Origin of the sequence: Hyphomonas johnsonii MHS-2, assembly GCF_000685275.1 — a bacterium.
Classification (GTDB): domain Bacteria; phylum Pseudomonadota; class Alphaproteobacteria; order Caulobacterales; family Hyphomonadaceae; genus Hyphomonas; species Hyphomonas johnsonii.
In genome coordinates this window covers 1-14,287 of the sequence record NZ_ARYK01000008.1, presented here as the reverse complement: position 1 = coordinate 14,287, position 14,287 = coordinate 1, and the positions used below count along the sequence as shown (strand labels likewise).

Sequence of the window (14,287 nt, the reverse complement as noted above, 5' to 3'; positions counted from 1 at the left end):
AGCACCCCGGCAACACATGCCGGAGGGCCGTCACTCAACAATCCGTGAACGCTCAACCGTGCGTCGCATCCCACGCCTTCACGGACAGCGCATCACGCGGTGTGATGTCCGGGAAAGCCGGGTCCGCCGTGGCGGGATCGAAGTATTTCCAGCTGCGGCGGCATTTCACGCCGCTCGCCTTGACCGGATAGACAATCACGCCCGGCGTATCGTCCAGCGTGAACCCGCCGCCCTCGCCCGTGGCCGAATGGACAAGTTCCGCGCCCGACGTGATGAACAGGTCGCCCGCATCCTCGCCCTTGAACGCCTCGATCAGTGTCTCGTCTGCAACCAGCACACGCGGCGAGGATTCCAGCGAAGCGCCAATCCGCTTCTCGCGCCGTTCGACTTCCAGTGCCCCCGTCACGACGCGTCGTACGGTGAATATCTTCTCCCAACGCGCTGCCAGCTCTGCATCATGCCAGCCGTCCGGCGTCTCCAGGAATTGCAGCAGGTGCACCGAGGCGGCGCGGTCCTTCAGGTGGCTCTCGAGGAAGGCCTCTTCCATCGTGAACGGCATGACCGGCGCAAGCCAGGTCAGCAACCGCTCCAGGACCGCAGCCATCACCGTGCGCGCGGCACGCCGCCGGTTGCCGAACACCTCTGTCTTCTTGTCCCATGCCTTAGCCGTTTCGAACCGTGGGTCGCAGTAGAGGCTGTCCTTGCGGATATCGAAATACACCGCCGACAGGTCGACGCCGCAGAAATTGATCAGCAGGCTCATCACCTTCTTGAAGTCGTAGACATTGTAGGCCGCGCGCACCTGTCCATCGAGTTCGGACAGGCGATGCAGCACCCAGCGTTCGAGGCCCGGCATCTTGTCGGCCGCAATCGCTTCATCTGCCGTGTAACCGTCCAGCGCGCCGAGCATGTAGCGTACCGTGTTGCGCAGCTTGCGATAGGATTCCACCGATCCCTTGATGATCTCGTCGGAGATGCGCAGGTCTTCGGTATAATCGCCACTGGCCGTCCAGATGCGCAGGATTTCGATGCCGTATTGCTTGGCAATCTGTTCCGGCTCGATCGTGTTGCCGATCGATTTCGACATCTTCTTGCCATCGGAATCGACGATGAATCCGTGCGTCAGCACTTGTTTGTAAGGCGCCATGCCGCGCGTGGCGCAGCATTCCAGCAGCGATGACTGGAACCAGCCGCGATGCTGGTCAGACCCTTCCATGTAGAGGTCTGCCTGCCCGGTCTCGGCGTCGATGATGCCGCGCGCGCGCAGCGCGAAGGCGTGCGTCGTGCCGCTGTCAAACCAGACGTCCAGCACGTCTGTCACCTTGTCCCAGTCAGCCGCGTCAATGCCGTGCGCCGACAGGAAGGTCTCTTTCGGCGTGTCGAACCAGGCCTCGACGCCGCCCTTGGCGATGGCTGCCTTGATCGTCTCGTTGAGGGCCTTTGCCGTATCGGCGGGCAGCGCCGCCGTGTGCGGCTGGCCGCTCTTGTCGACGAAGATCGTGATCGGCACGCCCCAGTTGCGCTGGCGGCTGATCAGCCAGTCCGGCCGGCCTTCAACCATGCTGCGCAGGCGGTTGCGGCCCGTCGCGGGGAAGAATTCGGTCGCATCGATCGCCGCCAGAGCATTCTCGCGCAGCGACTTGCCGTTCGGGCCGGGCTTGTCCATCGAGATGAACCATTGCGGCGTTGCGCGGCGGATGACGGGCGCCTTGGAGCGCCACGAGTGGGCATCGCGGATCGTCGTGACACCGCGCGCCAGCAGGTTGCCGCTCTCGGCCAGCGCCGCGATCACTTCATTGTTCGCCTTGCCCGGTTCGCCGCGCTTCTTGCCGCTGGTTCGGATGATGTCCATGCCAGCAAAACGCGGCACGTCCGGCGTGTAGCAGCCCTCGGCATCGACGATCTGGCGGATTTCCTGATCGACACCACGATCAGCGAACCTACGCGCGAAAGCAGACCAGACAATATTATCATCTTCGCCATGAGCGGGAGCGGTATGCACGAAACCCGTTCCTGCATCGGCAGTAACATGTTGGCCTTCAAGCAACGGAATCTTATGCTGAAAGAAAGGCCCTTCATTCGCAAGGGGATGAGCACAAATCATACTCGAAAGCTCAACAACAGAGACTCTGCCGTTTTCGCCAAATCTCTCCCTTAGCGGCCTAAGAAACTTGATTTTAGCAGCATTGGCGACAGCATCAGCTAGGTCTCGGGCAATGATGAGTTTCTCACCCTGCTTTGCGTAAGGCGGAAAACCCACCTCTTCCTCTGACATGACTTCAGCGACTTCATAAAGACCGTATTCAATATCGCCACTGAAGGAAATCGCTTGGTTCGCAGGAATCGTCCACGGCGTTGTCGTCCAGATAACGACAGATGCATCGTCTAAGTCATCGTGACCGGAGTGCTCCAACACCGGAAACTTCACCCAGATCACCGGCACTTTGCGGTCGTAATATTCCACTTCCGCTTCGGCCAGCGCCGTGCGTTCCACCGGGCTCCACATGATCGGCTTGGCGCCACGCACCAGCGCGCCTTGCATCGCCATGCGCAGGAACTCGGCAACGATTGTCGCCTCGCTCTCGAACTTCATGGTCAGGTACGGATTGTCCCATTCGCCCTCGATGCCCAGCGCGCGGAACTCCCTGCCCTGGATCTCGACCCATTTTTCGGCATAGGCGCGGCAGGCGGCGCGGAACTCGTCGCCCGGCACATCGTCCTTGCCGCGGTTCTTCGACCGGAACTCCTCTTCCACCTTCCATTCGATCGGCAGGCCGTGACAGTCCCAGCCCGGCAGGTAGGAGGCGTCATGGCCCGTCATCTGGTGGCTGCGCACGATCACGTCCTTGACGATCTTGTTCATCGCCGTGCCGAGGTGGATGTGGCCGTTCGCATAAGGCGGGCCATCGTGCAGGATCCATTGCTTGGCGCCGCGCGCCTTCGCATCAGCCCGCAACTGGCCATAGAGCTTCATCTCGTCCCAGCGCTTGATCCATTCCGGCTCACGCTGGGGGAGGCCCCCGCGCATCGGGAAATCGGTTGTCGGCAGGAACAGCGTGTCGCGGTAATCGCGGTCGGTGAGTGAATCGGTCATGGGGTCAGGATGGCTTCTTGCAGTATCTGGGGTTTTGATACGGAATTCCCACGGGTTTGTCGTGGGTGTCTGGATGTTGTCTGCAGCATGAATTCCCGGCTTCGCGCCTCCCGTCAAACCGGGTCAGTGCGCCGCCGGGCGTCTAATTCGAATGCAGTGTTTCCGTGCCATGTTTTCCGCCTAGCAGGCGGAGAATGCCCTGTCACTATCTGGGGACGGGTCCGGCGTGTTCCGCAAGCTGTTTCTGCGCCTGTTCGGACAGGGTTTCGCCCACCCGTTCACACAACACTTCAAACACCGCGGCATTCTCCAGCAGGTTCGCCCAGGTCACGCCATGATCGAGAATGACATAGCGCGATATGTTCAGTGTTGTCGGCCCGGACCGATAGATAGATACGGCAGCATAGTCGCTGTCGAGCTGGTTGACCGTTTCGGCGGGCGCATCCGTCTCGAACACGGCCAGGAACTCCACACCGCGGCAATCCAATGCCTCTTCATCGGCGCAGGCTGTGTAAATCCCGAACGACATGCCGGACTCACTGGTCGCAAACACGAACGGGGCCCCGCGTTCATTGGCGCCGGACGAATTCAGCTGGGCCGCCATGTCATCCAGCAGCAGCTGGAGATCGCCAAGCGAAACGGTTCCCACCAGCATGTCCGGTGCCCGCACCGTGGGCGGTGCCGCCTGCGGCACACCCTGCGCGACCGCCAGAGGAGCGACTATGGAGAAGCAAAGGGGCAAAAGAATATTCCGCATGCAATCCCTCAACACTGATCGTCGCCTTTGGTTCCGCGCAACGGATTCATCCTATCCTGGAATCAGGCGCTAGTTTGTCGGCAATTGCGCAACTTCAAGGCGCTCTTTTGCCAGCGCCGCATCCTTGTGCATCTGCGCGATCATGGCGTCCGTGTCGTCAAACTTCAGTTCCGGCCGCAGGTAGGCGATCAGCTGGACCTCGAGCTGCTTGCCGTACACATCGCCGTCAAAGTCGAAAATGAACGTCTCCAGCAATGGATCGCGCAGGCCGGTCGTGGGCGTGCGTCCAAAATTGGCAACCCCGTCACGCCACTGCGATTCGCCGTCGATGCGGGCGCGCACGGCATAAACGCCGTAGCGGGGATGTATCAGGTCGTTGAGCGGGACATTGGCGGTTGGGAAGCCGAACTTGCGCCCGTTCTTCTCACCCGCCTCGACAATACCGTCGGCCACCCACCAGTCGCCCAGTATTTCGGCAGCCACTTCCGGCTCGCCGGCCATCAGGGCCTGCCGGATGGCCGTGGATGAGGCCTTGCTGCCATGCTCCAGCACTTCCTCGACGATCGACACGCCAAAGCCCAGCGCGCGCCCAAGGCTCGCCAGGCGTGCCGCGTGGCCCATGCGGCCGCGCCCGAAGCGGAAATCGAAGCCGACCGAGACATGAGACACGCCCAGCCCGTCGACCAGGACAGACCTGACAAAGACCTCGTCCGTCATTGCGGCCATCTCACCGTTGAACGGCAGTTCGAACACCGCTTCCGCGCCCTCGGCGAGAATGCAGGCATTGCGCCGTTCCGGGCGGAAGATACGGAACGGCGGGTCATTCGGGCGGAAATAGGCCCGTGGTGGCGGCTCGAACGTCGCCACCGAAAACCGGCCCTGCCCGGCCTTGCGGGCCGCTTCGATCACCGCCCGATGGCCTGAATGCAGGCCGTCAAAATTGCCGAGCGCAATCGATGCGCCGCGCGCCCGTTCAGGCAGTCCGCGAAAATCGGCGTAGACGGGCATCAGCTTTCCCGGCGCGGTGCGACCACTTCGGCTTCGCCCGTGATCACGCGCTTGCCGTCAACCGTGCATTCCACTTTCAGCGTGACACGGCAGCCGCGGTCCTTCTTCGACGCCACTTCAGCCCGCACGGTCACCGTGTCGCCAATATGGACGGGGCGCTTGAAGCGCATCGAAAGACCGATGAAGATGGAGCCCGGCCCCGGCAGGTTGTTGCCCAGAATGCCTGAAATATAGCTGGCCGTCAGCGCGCCATGCGCGATCCGGCGTCCGAAAACCGTCTTGGCCGCGAACTCCTCGTTCATGTGCAGGGGATTGTTGTCCCCGGACACTTCAGCGAACCGCTGGACGTCCTCTTCGGTGATCAGGTGCACGGTCTCGTAGCCCATGCCGATTTCAAGGTCTTCATACTTGTAGCCGGTGAATTCGCTCATCCGTCTGCCTCTCTGCTGTTCTGTCTGAGTTGCTCGATACACGCGGGCGCCGCGCGCGTCACCACCTAAGGCCCGTCAGCGCATAGGTTGCGGATTCGCCATAGTCGGCGAGCAGGTCGGTCACCTCCTGCTGAAAATTCGCGCCATGTTCCTTCAAACCGGTCCCGACATAGAGGCTGTCATAGCCCTGCAGGCTGGCGCCGCGGATATCCGTGGCGGGGCTGTCGCCGATGCACAGGATGCGCTGCGGGGCTCTGCCAAGGGCTGTGAGGCGGGCGATGGCGAGCTGGTAGATCGGGGCGAAGGGCTTGCCGGGATAGATCACCGTCCCGCCCTGCTCCTCATAGATTTCCGCCAGGGCCCCTGCGCACCAGTACAGCTTGCCACCAATCCGGACCTGCTTGTCGGGATTGGCGCAGATCATCGGCAGGTTGCGGTCAACGCCCTGCTGCAGCTCGTCACTATAGTCGGACGGTACGTCGTTCACATTGTCCCGCAAGCCGATGCAGAGCAGGAGATCGGCCGCCGCACTGTCCACAAAGGTCAGGTCGAGGCCCTGATAGAGGAAACGGTCATGCTCCCACCCCGCGTCGCCACCCAGCCGCCAGACGGTCTGGTCGGCGCGCGCCTGCAGTTCCGCGCGCGTTGCGTCACCCGACGAAACGCAGTCGTCGAAGGCTGCGTCCGGCACGCCAAGGGGCTCGAAATGGCGGATGACGTGCGCGTTCGGCACCGGTGCGTTGGTGATCAGGCAGACCTGCCCGCCCTGCTCGCGGAACTTTACCAGCGCATCGCAGGCATCGCTGAATGCGGCGCGGCCATTGTGGATGACACCCCAGACATCGCAGAGGATCGTGTCATAGGCGTCGGCAATTTCGGCGAGCCCGCCAGGAAAACGAAGCACAGTCATCGGCGCGACCTAGTCCGAGCCGTGCGCAGGGTCAATCAGGCGGCCGCCTAGTGCGTCAGGCCGCAGGCGCTGGCAGGCAGGGGATTGAGCACGTACTGGGCGGCGGTCGGGATGGAAATGTAGTTGGCAAGATAGCACCCGCGCACGCGCATGACCTGCCCGATATTCTCGCCGAGTTGCAGGCTTGGCATGTACTCGCACGCGACAGAGTTGGCCTGGTGGGTTTCCGGATTTCCGGGCCGGACGCTCAGCAGCAGATGATTCGACCCGGTTGGAATGGACAGCATCCGCACCCCTTCCATCACGCCGAACTCACAGTCGCCATCGATGCCCGAATAGGTGCCGTCAGCATTTTCGAAGGATGGGTAGGCTTCGACCGACATGGTGAGGTCGAGCAGGATGACGGTGCGATCCTCGATCTGGTTGAGTGCCTCGGGCGCTTCGAATTCATCGACCGCCTCTGGATCAGGCAGGATGGCGCGCACCTCGCGCACTTCCTGCGCCACGCCTGCGGGCACGAGTGATCCGATTAGTCCAACGAGTATCAGTGTGCGCATTCCGGTCCCCTTGCATGCAACGTTCACACAGCAAGCGACGGGAATTGGGCGAAATAATGCCGAACCGGCTTCAGCCGAAATTCGACAGGCGCTGCATCAGTTCGCTTGGCGGCGCTGTTTCTTCCATCAGCGAGGCCTTGATCGGGCGCGGCGCGCCGAAAATGTGCCCCTGACCGTAAGGGATATCATATTCTAGAATCTCGACGACGCTGGCTTCATCCTCGATCTTTTCCGCCACCATCGTGACGCCGTAGCGGGAGAAGACGGCGCTGACTTCGTCACCATCGACACGGCGGTTGATGGACGACACAGGGCGCGGCCCGTGCGGGTCGCGCAGCTGCTCGATCAGGGTCGTGCCGTTCATCTTGATGAACCGGACGCCAGCTGCCTGCAGGCGCGGCAGGTCCAGCCCCAGGTCAGCGGCATGGTCGATCGAGAAGCGGAAGCCGAGGGCGGTCAGCTTGTCCATGTTCTCGCGCATCACGGGCGAACGGGTTTCGAACCGGTCAGCCCGGATCTCGAAAATCACCGCGCCCGACAGGTCGCGATTCTCGGTCATGAACTTGAGGAACATCGGGAAGAAGGTCGTATCTTCCAGGGATGAGGCGGCGATATTGCAGAACACGCCCACACGTCGGTCACGCTCGGCAAGGCGTCGGACGATCTGGACGCAGCGGAACAACGTGAAATTGTCGATGATGCCCATCAGGTTGGCGCGTCGGGCCGCGTCCAGGAACTCTGCTGGCAGGATCAGCGAGCCATCGGGACGACGCAGGCGCGTGAACCCTTCATAGAAGGACACGCGGCGCTGGGGCAGCGAGACGATGGGCTGGAGATGGAGGTCGACGCGGCCGTCCTTGAGCGCATCCTTCACATCGCGGAGGATGGCATCTTCCTGCGGTGCGACGATGGTTGAAACAGTCGGCTCGGCCAGCTTGGCCTCGAAGCTGCGCGACAGGCGGTCGATCAGGCCTTCGAGCTGCTTCATTTCGGAGACAAGGGCGTCGCGGCGCTCGGTCAGTTCGTGTTTGACCGTGGCTTCGACCGCTTCGGTGCGGGCTTCCATGACGTTGACACGTTCTGCCGTGTCGCGGCCCGTGCGCTCGACCATCATCATGCGCTCGTCGAGTTCCCGGCTGGACCGGCCGCTCGCCGTGAGGACATGGATCTGGCCGAGAATGGCGGAGGTGATCGCCCCGCTTGCAATGGACAGCGGCAGGTCGATTCCCGCGAACGCGTTAACACCATAGCCGACGCCAGCGCCTATCGCGATATACAGCAGGAACAGGACAAAAGTCATACGTTCAGCACCCAATGAAACCCATCAACCTTAACAGATACGGTCAATTGGTTAACGAATTGCGTGGAAATGGCCTAATTTGCCATCCCCGACAATCCCGTCACCTTCCATCGTTGCAGGAAGGCCACAGCCCTTTCAAGACACAGTCATGACACGTCGGTCATGTCTAGACAAAGCACTTTCCCATGGTTACGCACAACTCATCCTGAACCACTGGTCCGTGGCCATTTTATTGGCCGGAGCGGGGGCAATCTCGGGGGAGAGCGGGGCTCTGCAGCAATGCGGAGCCCCGTCGTCTATCCGGCGTCAGTTGGGCCCGGCGGAGGGGCCTGATCCACGAAAGTAACGGCCTCCACCGGCCAGGAATCCCCCGCATCGCCACAGGACACAACCCGCCGCGGCGCCTCGGAAAAATACGAGGCCTGGCTCATGCCGCACGGCTCCAGCACGACCCGGACTCCATTATAATCAACCCAGTAGCCGACCCGGCCCGAATCGTTGACCAGGTGGGTAACGATCAGGTCGCCGGTATCGAAGACGCGCGCCTTGGTGTCGCGTTCTCCCGGCAGGGGAACCAGAGTCGCGGCATTGAATCCCCCGGCTGGCGGGTCCTCTACAAAGGTGAAGGAATCAGCCGTCTCGTAGGCCTTGTTGATCGCCGACAGGACACTCGCCGTCCCAGCCGGACCTGACACCCGCAAAGGGCCTTCATGGCCTGCCTGCCAGACGGCATTGCGGACTTCGTCGAGGCCTTCAATGTCGGCGCTGCGCAGCGAAAACAACATGACGGCGTCGAGGCCGACTCGATCAGCGGCAAGGAGATTCCGGGCCGCGCCGGCGGGAGTCCCGAAGAGCAGCCGTTTACCACCCGCCATGACCAGGACGCAGGGTTGCGGGGCGGTTTCAGGGGCGCAGGGAATCAGCGCGAAGTCCGTGCTGGCGATGGGAGGACGCGTGTCGGATGGGGGTGGCGTGGGGGTCGCAGGGCCGCCACACCCCGCCAGGCAGAGCATTCCAGAAAAGACAAGCGCACGCATCGGTTTCAGACTCCGGTCTAGCCGATCACTGTCTCACCCGCTTCCCTTACGATTTCGTTTTCGGTGTGGCCGAGTCCATCGATTTCAACGCGCACCCTGTCACCCGCCTTCAGCCATTTCGGTGGCGTGTGGCCGGCGCCGACCCCGGCCGGGGTGCCGGTGAAGATGACGTCGCCGGGCTCAAGCGTGAACGCGGCGGTGAGGTGGGCGATCTGCGCGGCAATGTCATGGATCTGGTCGCGCACATGCCCGCTCTGGCGCTGTTCGCCGTTGACATAGGTGCGCACTTCGAGCGCGCCGAGGTCAGGAATTTCGTCCAGTGTCACAATGGCCGGACCGAACACGGCGTGGGTGTCGAAGCCCTTGCCCATGATCATGGTCTGGCTGGCGCGCTGCCAGTCACGGACGGAATAGTCGCACCCGACCGTCACGCCGGCGACAATCTCGAGGGCGCGCTCGCGCGGCACGTGGCGGCCACGCTTGCCGATCACCACGACCAGTTCGCCTTCATAATCGAGTTGGTCGGAGACTATCGGCAGGTCGACATTTGCGTATGGCGCGTTGACCGCGGTCACCTGCTTGTTGAACCATTTCTGGACCTCGGGCTTCTTCGTGTCGACGAAGCTGACACTCTCTGCGGCATGCGCCGCGTAGTTGACGCCGATGCCCAGGATTTTTCCCGGCTTCTCCACCGGTGCGAGCAGGCGGACAGTGGCCAGGGGCAACGGATCGCCGGAAGGGGATGCCCGAAGGGCGGCTTCAAAAGTGCTTGCTGCAAGCGGCACAACAGCTTCACCCTGAAGCACGCCGAAACCTGTTACTTTGCCGCGCTCGAATCTTGCCAGACGCATACCGTCACTCTCCCGTCACACTTTTTTCCAAAGACATTGCAATCCGTTCATCCCGCGTTGTGATGGGCGTTGGCAAGGGCTAGGGAAAAGACTTGTATAGGGGAATAAAGATGGACCTTGGCGTTCGAGCTCAGGAGAGTTCGCTGAGTGGCATATTCGGACAGGGAGAACGCCTGTGCATGCCACCTTACCAACGGAGTTACTCGTGGGGGGAGAATGAGGCGCTGGACCTGCTCGGCGACCTCACCGAAGCGACAGACAATGACAGCCCGCACTTCATCGGAGCGATCGTGCTCGTTGACGGGGCGGAGAAGGGCATGGTCGAAATCGTCGACGGCCAGCAGCGGCTGACAACCTTGACGATCCTGCTTGCTGTCCTGCGCGACCTTGAACCCGACCCCGACCAGGCCGCTGCAATTCACGCCCTGATTGCCGACCAGGACCGCCCGATCCTGGGCGAAGTGGCCAATTGGCGCCTGACGCTGAACTATATGGATGGCGCGTTTTTCCGCGACACGATCCAGCGCCCCGGTGCCACGCGCGGCCTGGATACCGAACGCAACGAAATCGACAGCCAGCAGCGCATGGTCGACAATGCCGCTGTCATGCGGAAGAAGATCAAGTCCTTTTCCGAGGAGCAGAGACGCAAGCTGGTCGACACGGTCGTCAATGGTTGCGCGCTCGTGCGGGTGGTCGTCAACGACAAGGACCAGGGGTTCAAGGTGTTCCGGGTGCTCAACACGCGCGGCAAGGAACCCGATGCCCACGACATCATCAAGACCGAACTGTTCCAGAAGGCGCGCTTCTCGGTCAAGGAAGCCAATGCCTATGCCGAGCGCTGGGCCGAACACGAAGCCGTCCTTGGCGGCGGCGCATTTGACGACCTTCTGCGCCAGATCCGCGCCATCCACGACCGCTCGCCGAAGGGTGACCTGGTCGCCGGCTTCCAGAAAGCCGTGCTGTCAAAGATCGACCCGCGCGTGTTCCTGGACGACGTTCTGCCGAACTATGTCTCGGCCTATCGCCAGATCACGACGGCGAAAGTCGCCGACAGTCCGAATGCCAGCCTCGTCGCCGACAAGTTGAACCAGCTGCGCGCGCTGGAGCAGCAGAGCTGGCGGGCCCCTGCCCTCAAATTCCTCGTCGAGCGCGGCCTCGATTCGCCGCTCGCACCTGAATTCTTCTCGCGGCTCGAGCGGCTGGGCTATGTCATCCAGCTGATCGTTCACGACAAGGACCAGCGGAACAAGCGCTTCAACAAGGTCAGCGACGCGGTCTCCAACGAGCGCACCCTGATGGCCAAGAACGGGCCGTTTGCCGTGTCGCGCGACGAGGCGCGGAAGGTGCGCGAACGCCTGCCCGGACGCTTTGCGACTTTCGGGCAGCGGCGCGCCATGGCACTCCGCCTGAACGCGGCGCTCGATGGCGGCTTCACCATCCCGCCGGAATCGGATGCGACGGTCGAGCATGTCCTGCCGCGCAATGTGCATGAAGACAGCCACTGGATGATCACCTGGCCAGACCCGGCCAAGCGGCGCGAACAGTGCGACACGCTGGGCAATTTCGTGCTGCTGACCAACAAGGTGAACCAGCGGGCCGATCGCCTCGACTATCGCGCCAAGAAGGAAGTCTACTTCAATGGCGGCGGCGGGGCCGATTTTGCGCTGACCCGGGACCTGATGGACCAGGACGCCTGGACGCCGGAGGTCGTGCGGAAGCGGACCGAGCGGCTGGCCGATATCCTCGCGGCGGAATGGAACCTGACCTGAGGCACCGCAAGACCGGCTGGTCCCCGCCCCCCGGCCCCGAATTCGGCCCCTTTCCCTAGGTTACCCCTAGCGGGACGGGCGGCCGGACCTTACGGTCAGCCAGCAAAACAACACACGAGGGAGCGGCGCCATGAGCCTGTTTGATCTAACCGGTAAGTCAGCCATCATCACGGGCTCGTCGCGCGGCATCGGCCGGGCGATCGCCGAGGCCATGGCCGACCAGGGCGCGAAAGTGACAATCTCGTCGCGCAAGCCCGGCCCCTGCCAGGACGTTGCCGCCGGCATCAATGAAAAGCATGGCGACGGCACCGCGATCGCCGTGCCGGCCAACATCTCGTCCAAGGACGAGCTGCAGGCCATGGTCGACGCCACGAACAAGGCGTTTGGCAAGGTCGACATTGTCGTCTGCAACGCGGCCGCCAACCCCTATTACGGTCCGATGGAAGGCATCACCGACGACCAGTTCGAGAAGGTGCTGCAGAACAACATCATCTCCAATCACTGGCTGATCCAGATGTGCATGCCGCAGATGCGCGAGCGCAAGGATGGCGCGATCATCCTCGTGTCGTCGATTGGCGGCCTGCGTGGCTCGCCGATCATCGGCGCCTACAATATCTCCAAGGCGGCCGACTTCCAGCTGGCCCGCAACCTGGCCACTGAATACGGCAAGGACAATATCCGCGTGAACTGCATCGCGCCGGGCCTGATCCGCACCGATTTCGCGCGCGCCCTGTGGGAAGACCCGAAAAACCTCAAGCCGGCGCTTGCCGGCACGCCGATGGCGCGGATTGGCGAGCCGGTCGAGATTGCCGGTGCAGCCGTGTACCTCGCATCGGCAGCGGGTGCCTACATGACCGGCCAGATGATGGTCGTCGATGGCGGCGCCACTTGCTGACCCCGCCATGCACCTGACAGACGAACCGGGCTCGCCGGCTGCCCCACAAACAGATTTCGCCACCTTCCGCGACATCGACATCCGTATCGGAACGATCCTTGAGGCTGCGCCGCTGGACGGCGCTCGCAAACCTGCCTTGCGGTTGATCATTGATTTCGGTGCAGGGGTTGGCGTGAAGAAGAGTTCGGCGCAAGTCACGGTGCATTACACACCCGAGACGCTCGTCGGCAAACAGGTTGCCGCCGTTGTCAATTTCCCACCACGCCAGATCGGCAAGTTCATGTCGGAAGTCCTGACTCTCGGATTTCCCGATGCTGACGATGCCATCGTGATGTTCTCACCCGACTTTCCTGTCCCCAACGGAGCCCGCCTCGCATGAGCCGTACCGAACTGTCTGCGCAGCAGGCCGCCTTTTTCGACCGCCTGAAGAATGGCACCTGGGATTTCCCGGCCGGGATCAGGAATCTCGGCATCCGGCCTGACCTGTGGCTGAAGGAAGTGTCCTATGGGCACACGGTGTACGAGTGGCCGAATGACGGCTCACGCGACATCAATGAGGGCCGCGCGTTCGGCGGTTGGGTCGCGGGCCTGTCGGACCATATCGTGTCGATGACGATGGCCAGCGCGCTGGAAGATGGCGAGTGGTTCACGACGATGGAACTGCAGACGCGCATCCTGCGCCCGGTGCCGCATGGCCTGATCAGGATTGAGGGCCGCCTTGTCAGCCGCGGCCGGACGACTGCACTGGTCGAGGCCGACTGGCGCGACGAGAAAGGCCGGCACCTGGCGCGGATCACCGCCGCCAAGGCCATCCGCACGATGGAAGAACTGAGCGGGCCGGCCAGCGCCTTGCCGGCCGCGGAACAGGCCTGACCAGCCAGCACGGAACCTTGTGTGCGCCGGCCCGTTGTTCGGGTTCGTCACAGAGGAGCCGAACCATGATCAAGTCCTTGAAACATACGGCCATTATTGGTGCCATGACAGCAGGTGCGGCACTTGCAATCGCACCCGCCAACGCGCAACTCGGCCTTGGCGTCGGTGTCGGCGTCGACACGAATGTTGATGTCGGCGTGGGCGTGAAACAGTCCACGCCGGAGCCACGGCGCGCGTATGTCCATGACGGCTACGAGTCCGGCCATTGGCATTCCCGCCACGAGATGCATCGTTCGCACCGCTGGGACGCGCGCTATAATGGCTATGATTGCTATCAGGCCTTCCGGTACGACTGGGAGGATGGTGAGCGCGTGCGGTATGACACGACGTTCTGTTATGATGATCGCGATCGCCGGTTCGAGCATCGCGAGGCACGGGTTGTCGTGCGGATCGACTGACCCTGCCTGACCCATCACTGAAATCCCTGCGCCGATGGCGTGGGGATTTTTGATTCAGGGCAGAAGCAGGCAGGCATCACCATAGGAATAGAACCGGTAATCACTGGCGATGGCGTGGGAATAGGCCGCCTGCATCACGTCCGTTCCGATCAGCGCGCAGACCAGCATGAACAGGCTGGACCCGGGCAAGTGGAAATTGGTGACGAGGGCGTCGGTGGCACGCACGGCGTCACCCGGCTTGAGGAATATATCGGTCGGGCCGGTCGCCGGGGCGAGGGTGCCGTCCGGCCGGGAGCAGCTTTCGAGTGTCCGCATCGCGGTGGTGCCGACGGGCACGCAGCGGTGGC

The 14,287-nt window shown here is 62.5% G+C and carries 15 protein-coding genes; 5 read left to right on the top strand and 10 right to left on the bottom strand.

What is annotated here, in order from left to right:
- Nucleotides 1–52 precede the first annotated feature (52 nt).
- From ileS to HJO_RS14345, 9 genes are all read right to left on the bottom strand, one after another.
- Complete coding sequence (gene ileS / locus HJO_RS14385; RefSeq protein WP_035618176.1) at nucleotides 53–3,094, bottom strand: isoleucine--tRNA ligase; 3,042 nt, start codon at nucleotides 3,092–3,094, stop codon at nucleotides 53–55.
- A 205-nt stretch (nucleotides 3,095–3,299) separates the two neighbouring features.
- The gene (locus HJO_RS14380) at nucleotides 3,300–3,851 is read right to left on the bottom strand and encodes a type III secretion system chaperone family protein (protein WP_156945688.1); all 552 of its coding nucleotides are present in this window, start codon (nucleotides 3,849–3,851) and stop codon (nucleotides 3,300–3,302) included.
- A gap of 69 nt (nucleotides 3,852–3,920) precedes the next feature.
- Complete coding sequence (gene ribF, locus HJO_RS14375) at nucleotides 3,921–4,859, bottom strand: riboflavin biosynthesis protein RibF (protein WP_035618171.1); 939 nt, start codon at nucleotides 4,857–4,859, stop codon at nucleotides 3,921–3,923.
- Nucleotides 4,859–5,290, bottom strand: coding sequence for a MaoC family dehydratase (locus tag HJO_RS14370; RefSeq protein ID WP_035618168.1), 432 nt, complete (start codon nucleotides 5,288–5,290; stop codon nucleotides 4,859–4,861). Before HJO_RS14370 ends, ribF begins: the two co-directional genes overlap by 1 nt.
- A gap of 58 nt (nucleotides 5,291–5,348) precedes the next feature.
- Nucleotides 5,349–6,200: a TIGR01459 family HAD-type hydrolase gene (locus HJO_RS14365; protein WP_035618165.1), complete on the bottom strand. Its 852-nt coding sequence runs from the start codon at nucleotides 6,198–6,200 to the stop codon at nucleotides 5,349–5,351.
- A 47-nt stretch (nucleotides 6,201–6,247) separates the two neighbouring features.
- Nucleotides 6,248–6,757, bottom strand: a complete 510-nt coding sequence (locus HJO_RS14360; protein WP_035618162.1) for a hypothetical protein — start codon at nucleotides 6,755–6,757, stop codon at nucleotides 6,248–6,250.
- Between the two features lie 70 nt (nucleotides 6,758–6,827).
- Nucleotides 6,828–8,057, bottom strand: a complete 1,230-nt coding sequence (locus HJO_RS14355) for an EAL domain-containing protein (protein WP_035618160.1) — start codon at nucleotides 8,055–8,057, stop codon at nucleotides 6,828–6,830.
- A gap of 296 nt (nucleotides 8,058–8,353) precedes the next feature.
- Entirely contained in the window at nucleotides 8,354–9,094 is a 741-nt protein-coding gene (locus HJO_RS14350; protein WP_162173837.1) for a hypothetical protein, read from the bottom strand.
- 17 nt (nucleotides 9,095–9,111) lie between these two features.
- Entirely contained in the window at nucleotides 9,112–9,945 is an 834-nt protein-coding gene (locus HJO_RS14345; RefSeq protein ID WP_035618155.1) for a fumarylacetoacetate hydrolase family protein, read from the bottom strand.
- A gap of 110 nt (nucleotides 9,946–10,055) precedes the next feature.
- Between HJO_RS14345 and HJO_RS14340 the strand changes: the two genes are divergently transcribed.
- From HJO_RS14340 to HJO_RS14320, 5 genes are all read left to right on the top strand, one after another.
- Nucleotides 10,056–11,714 (top strand): DUF262 domain-containing protein, encoded by a 1,659-nt coding sequence (locus HJO_RS14340; RefSeq protein WP_035618153.1) that lies wholly within the window; start codon nucleotides 10,056–10,058, stop codon nucleotides 11,712–11,714.
- 130 nt (nucleotides 11,715–11,844) lie between these two features.
- On the top strand, nucleotides 11,845–12,609 hold the full coding sequence (locus tag HJO_RS14335; protein ID WP_035618150.1) for an SDR family NAD(P)-dependent oxidoreductase: 765 nt from the start codon (nucleotides 11,845–11,847) through the stop codon (nucleotides 12,607–12,609).
- 7 nt (nucleotides 12,610–12,616) lie between these two features.
- Nucleotides 12,617–12,988 carry a tRNA-binding protein gene (locus HJO_RS14330; RefSeq protein WP_035618417.1) on the top strand — a complete coding sequence of 124 codons (372 nt, stop codon included), beginning with the start codon at nucleotides 12,617–12,619 and terminating at the stop codon, nucleotides 12,986–12,988.
- Nucleotides 12,985–13,482 carry a PaaI family thioesterase gene (locus tag HJO_RS14325; RefSeq protein ID WP_051618646.1) on the top strand — a complete coding sequence of 166 codons (498 nt, stop codon included), beginning with the start codon at nucleotides 12,985–12,987 and terminating at the stop codon, nucleotides 13,480–13,482. Before HJO_RS14330 ends, HJO_RS14325 begins: the two co-directional genes overlap by 4 nt.
- 65 nt (nucleotides 13,483–13,547) lie before the next feature.
- Nucleotides 13,548–13,940 (top strand): hypothetical protein, encoded by a 393-nt coding sequence (locus tag HJO_RS14320; RefSeq protein ID WP_035618148.1) that lies wholly within the window; start codon nucleotides 13,548–13,550, stop codon nucleotides 13,938–13,940.
- 54 nt (nucleotides 13,941–13,994) lie between these two features.
- Here HJO_RS14320 and HJO_RS14315 read toward each other — a convergent pair.
- The coding region (locus tag HJO_RS14315; RefSeq protein WP_035618147.1) for an S-adenosylmethionine:tRNA ribosyltransferase-isomerase at nucleotides 13,995–14,287 on the bottom strand (293 nt) is incomplete at its 5' end.

What these genes read in the sequence shown, in the direction of transcription:
- ileS (WP_035618176.1), bottom strand. Translation starts at nt 3,094, where the DNA reads ATGACCGATTCACTCACCGACCGCGATTACCGCGACACGCTGTTCCTG.
- HJO_RS14370 (WP_035618168.1), bottom strand. Translation starts at nt 5,290, where the DNA reads ATGAGCGAATTCACCGGCTACAAGTATGAAGACCTTGAAATCGGCATG.
- HJO_RS14330 (WP_035618417.1), top strand. Translation starts at nt 12,617, where the DNA reads ATGCACCTGACAGACGAACCGGGCTCGCCGGCTGCCCCACAAACAGAT.
- HJO_RS14325 (WP_051618646.1), top strand. Translation starts at nt 12,985, where the DNA reads ATGAGCCGTACCGAACTGTCTGCGCAGCAGGCCGCCTTTTTCGACCGC.
- HJO_RS14340 (WP_035618153.1), top strand. Translation starts at nt 10,056, where the DNA reads ATGGACCTTGGCGTTCGAGCTCAGGAGAGTTCGCTGAGTGGCATATTC.
- HJO_RS14335 (WP_035618150.1), top strand. Translation starts at nt 11,845, where the DNA reads ATGAGCCTGTTTGATCTAACCGGTAAGTCAGCCATCATCACGGGCTCG.
- HJO_RS14380 (WP_156945688.1), bottom strand. Translation starts at nt 3,851, where the DNA reads ATGCGGAATATTCTTTTGCCCCTTTGCTTCTCCATAGTCGCTCCTCTG.
- HJO_RS14360 (WP_035618162.1), bottom strand. Translation starts at nt 6,757, where the DNA reads ATGCGCACACTGATACTCGTTGGACTAATCGGATCACTCGTGCCCGCA.
- HJO_RS14355 (WP_035618160.1), bottom strand. Translation starts at nt 8,057, where the DNA reads ATGACTTTTGTCCTGTTCCTGCTGTATATCGCGATAGGCGCTGGCGTC.
- HJO_RS14345 (WP_035618155.1), bottom strand. Translation starts at nt 9,945, where the DNA reads ATGCGTCTGGCAAGATTCGAGCGCGGCAAAGTAACAGGTTTCGGCGTG.
- HJO_RS14320 (WP_035618148.1), top strand. Translation starts at nt 13,548, where the DNA reads ATGATCAAGTCCTTGAAACATACGGCCATTATTGGTGCCATGACAGCA.
- HJO_RS14365 (WP_035618165.1), bottom strand. Translation starts at nt 6,200, where the DNA reads ATGACTGTGCTTCGTTTTCCTGGCGGGCTCGCCGAAATTGCCGACGCC.
- HJO_RS14350 (WP_162173837.1), bottom strand. Translation starts at nt 9,094, where the DNA reads ATGCGTGCGCTTGTCTTTTCTGGAATGCTCTGCCTGGCGGGGTGTGGC.
- ribF (WP_035618171.1), bottom strand. Translation starts at nt 4,859, where the DNA reads ATGCCCGTCTACGCCGATTTTCGCGGACTGCCTGAACGGGCGCGCGGC.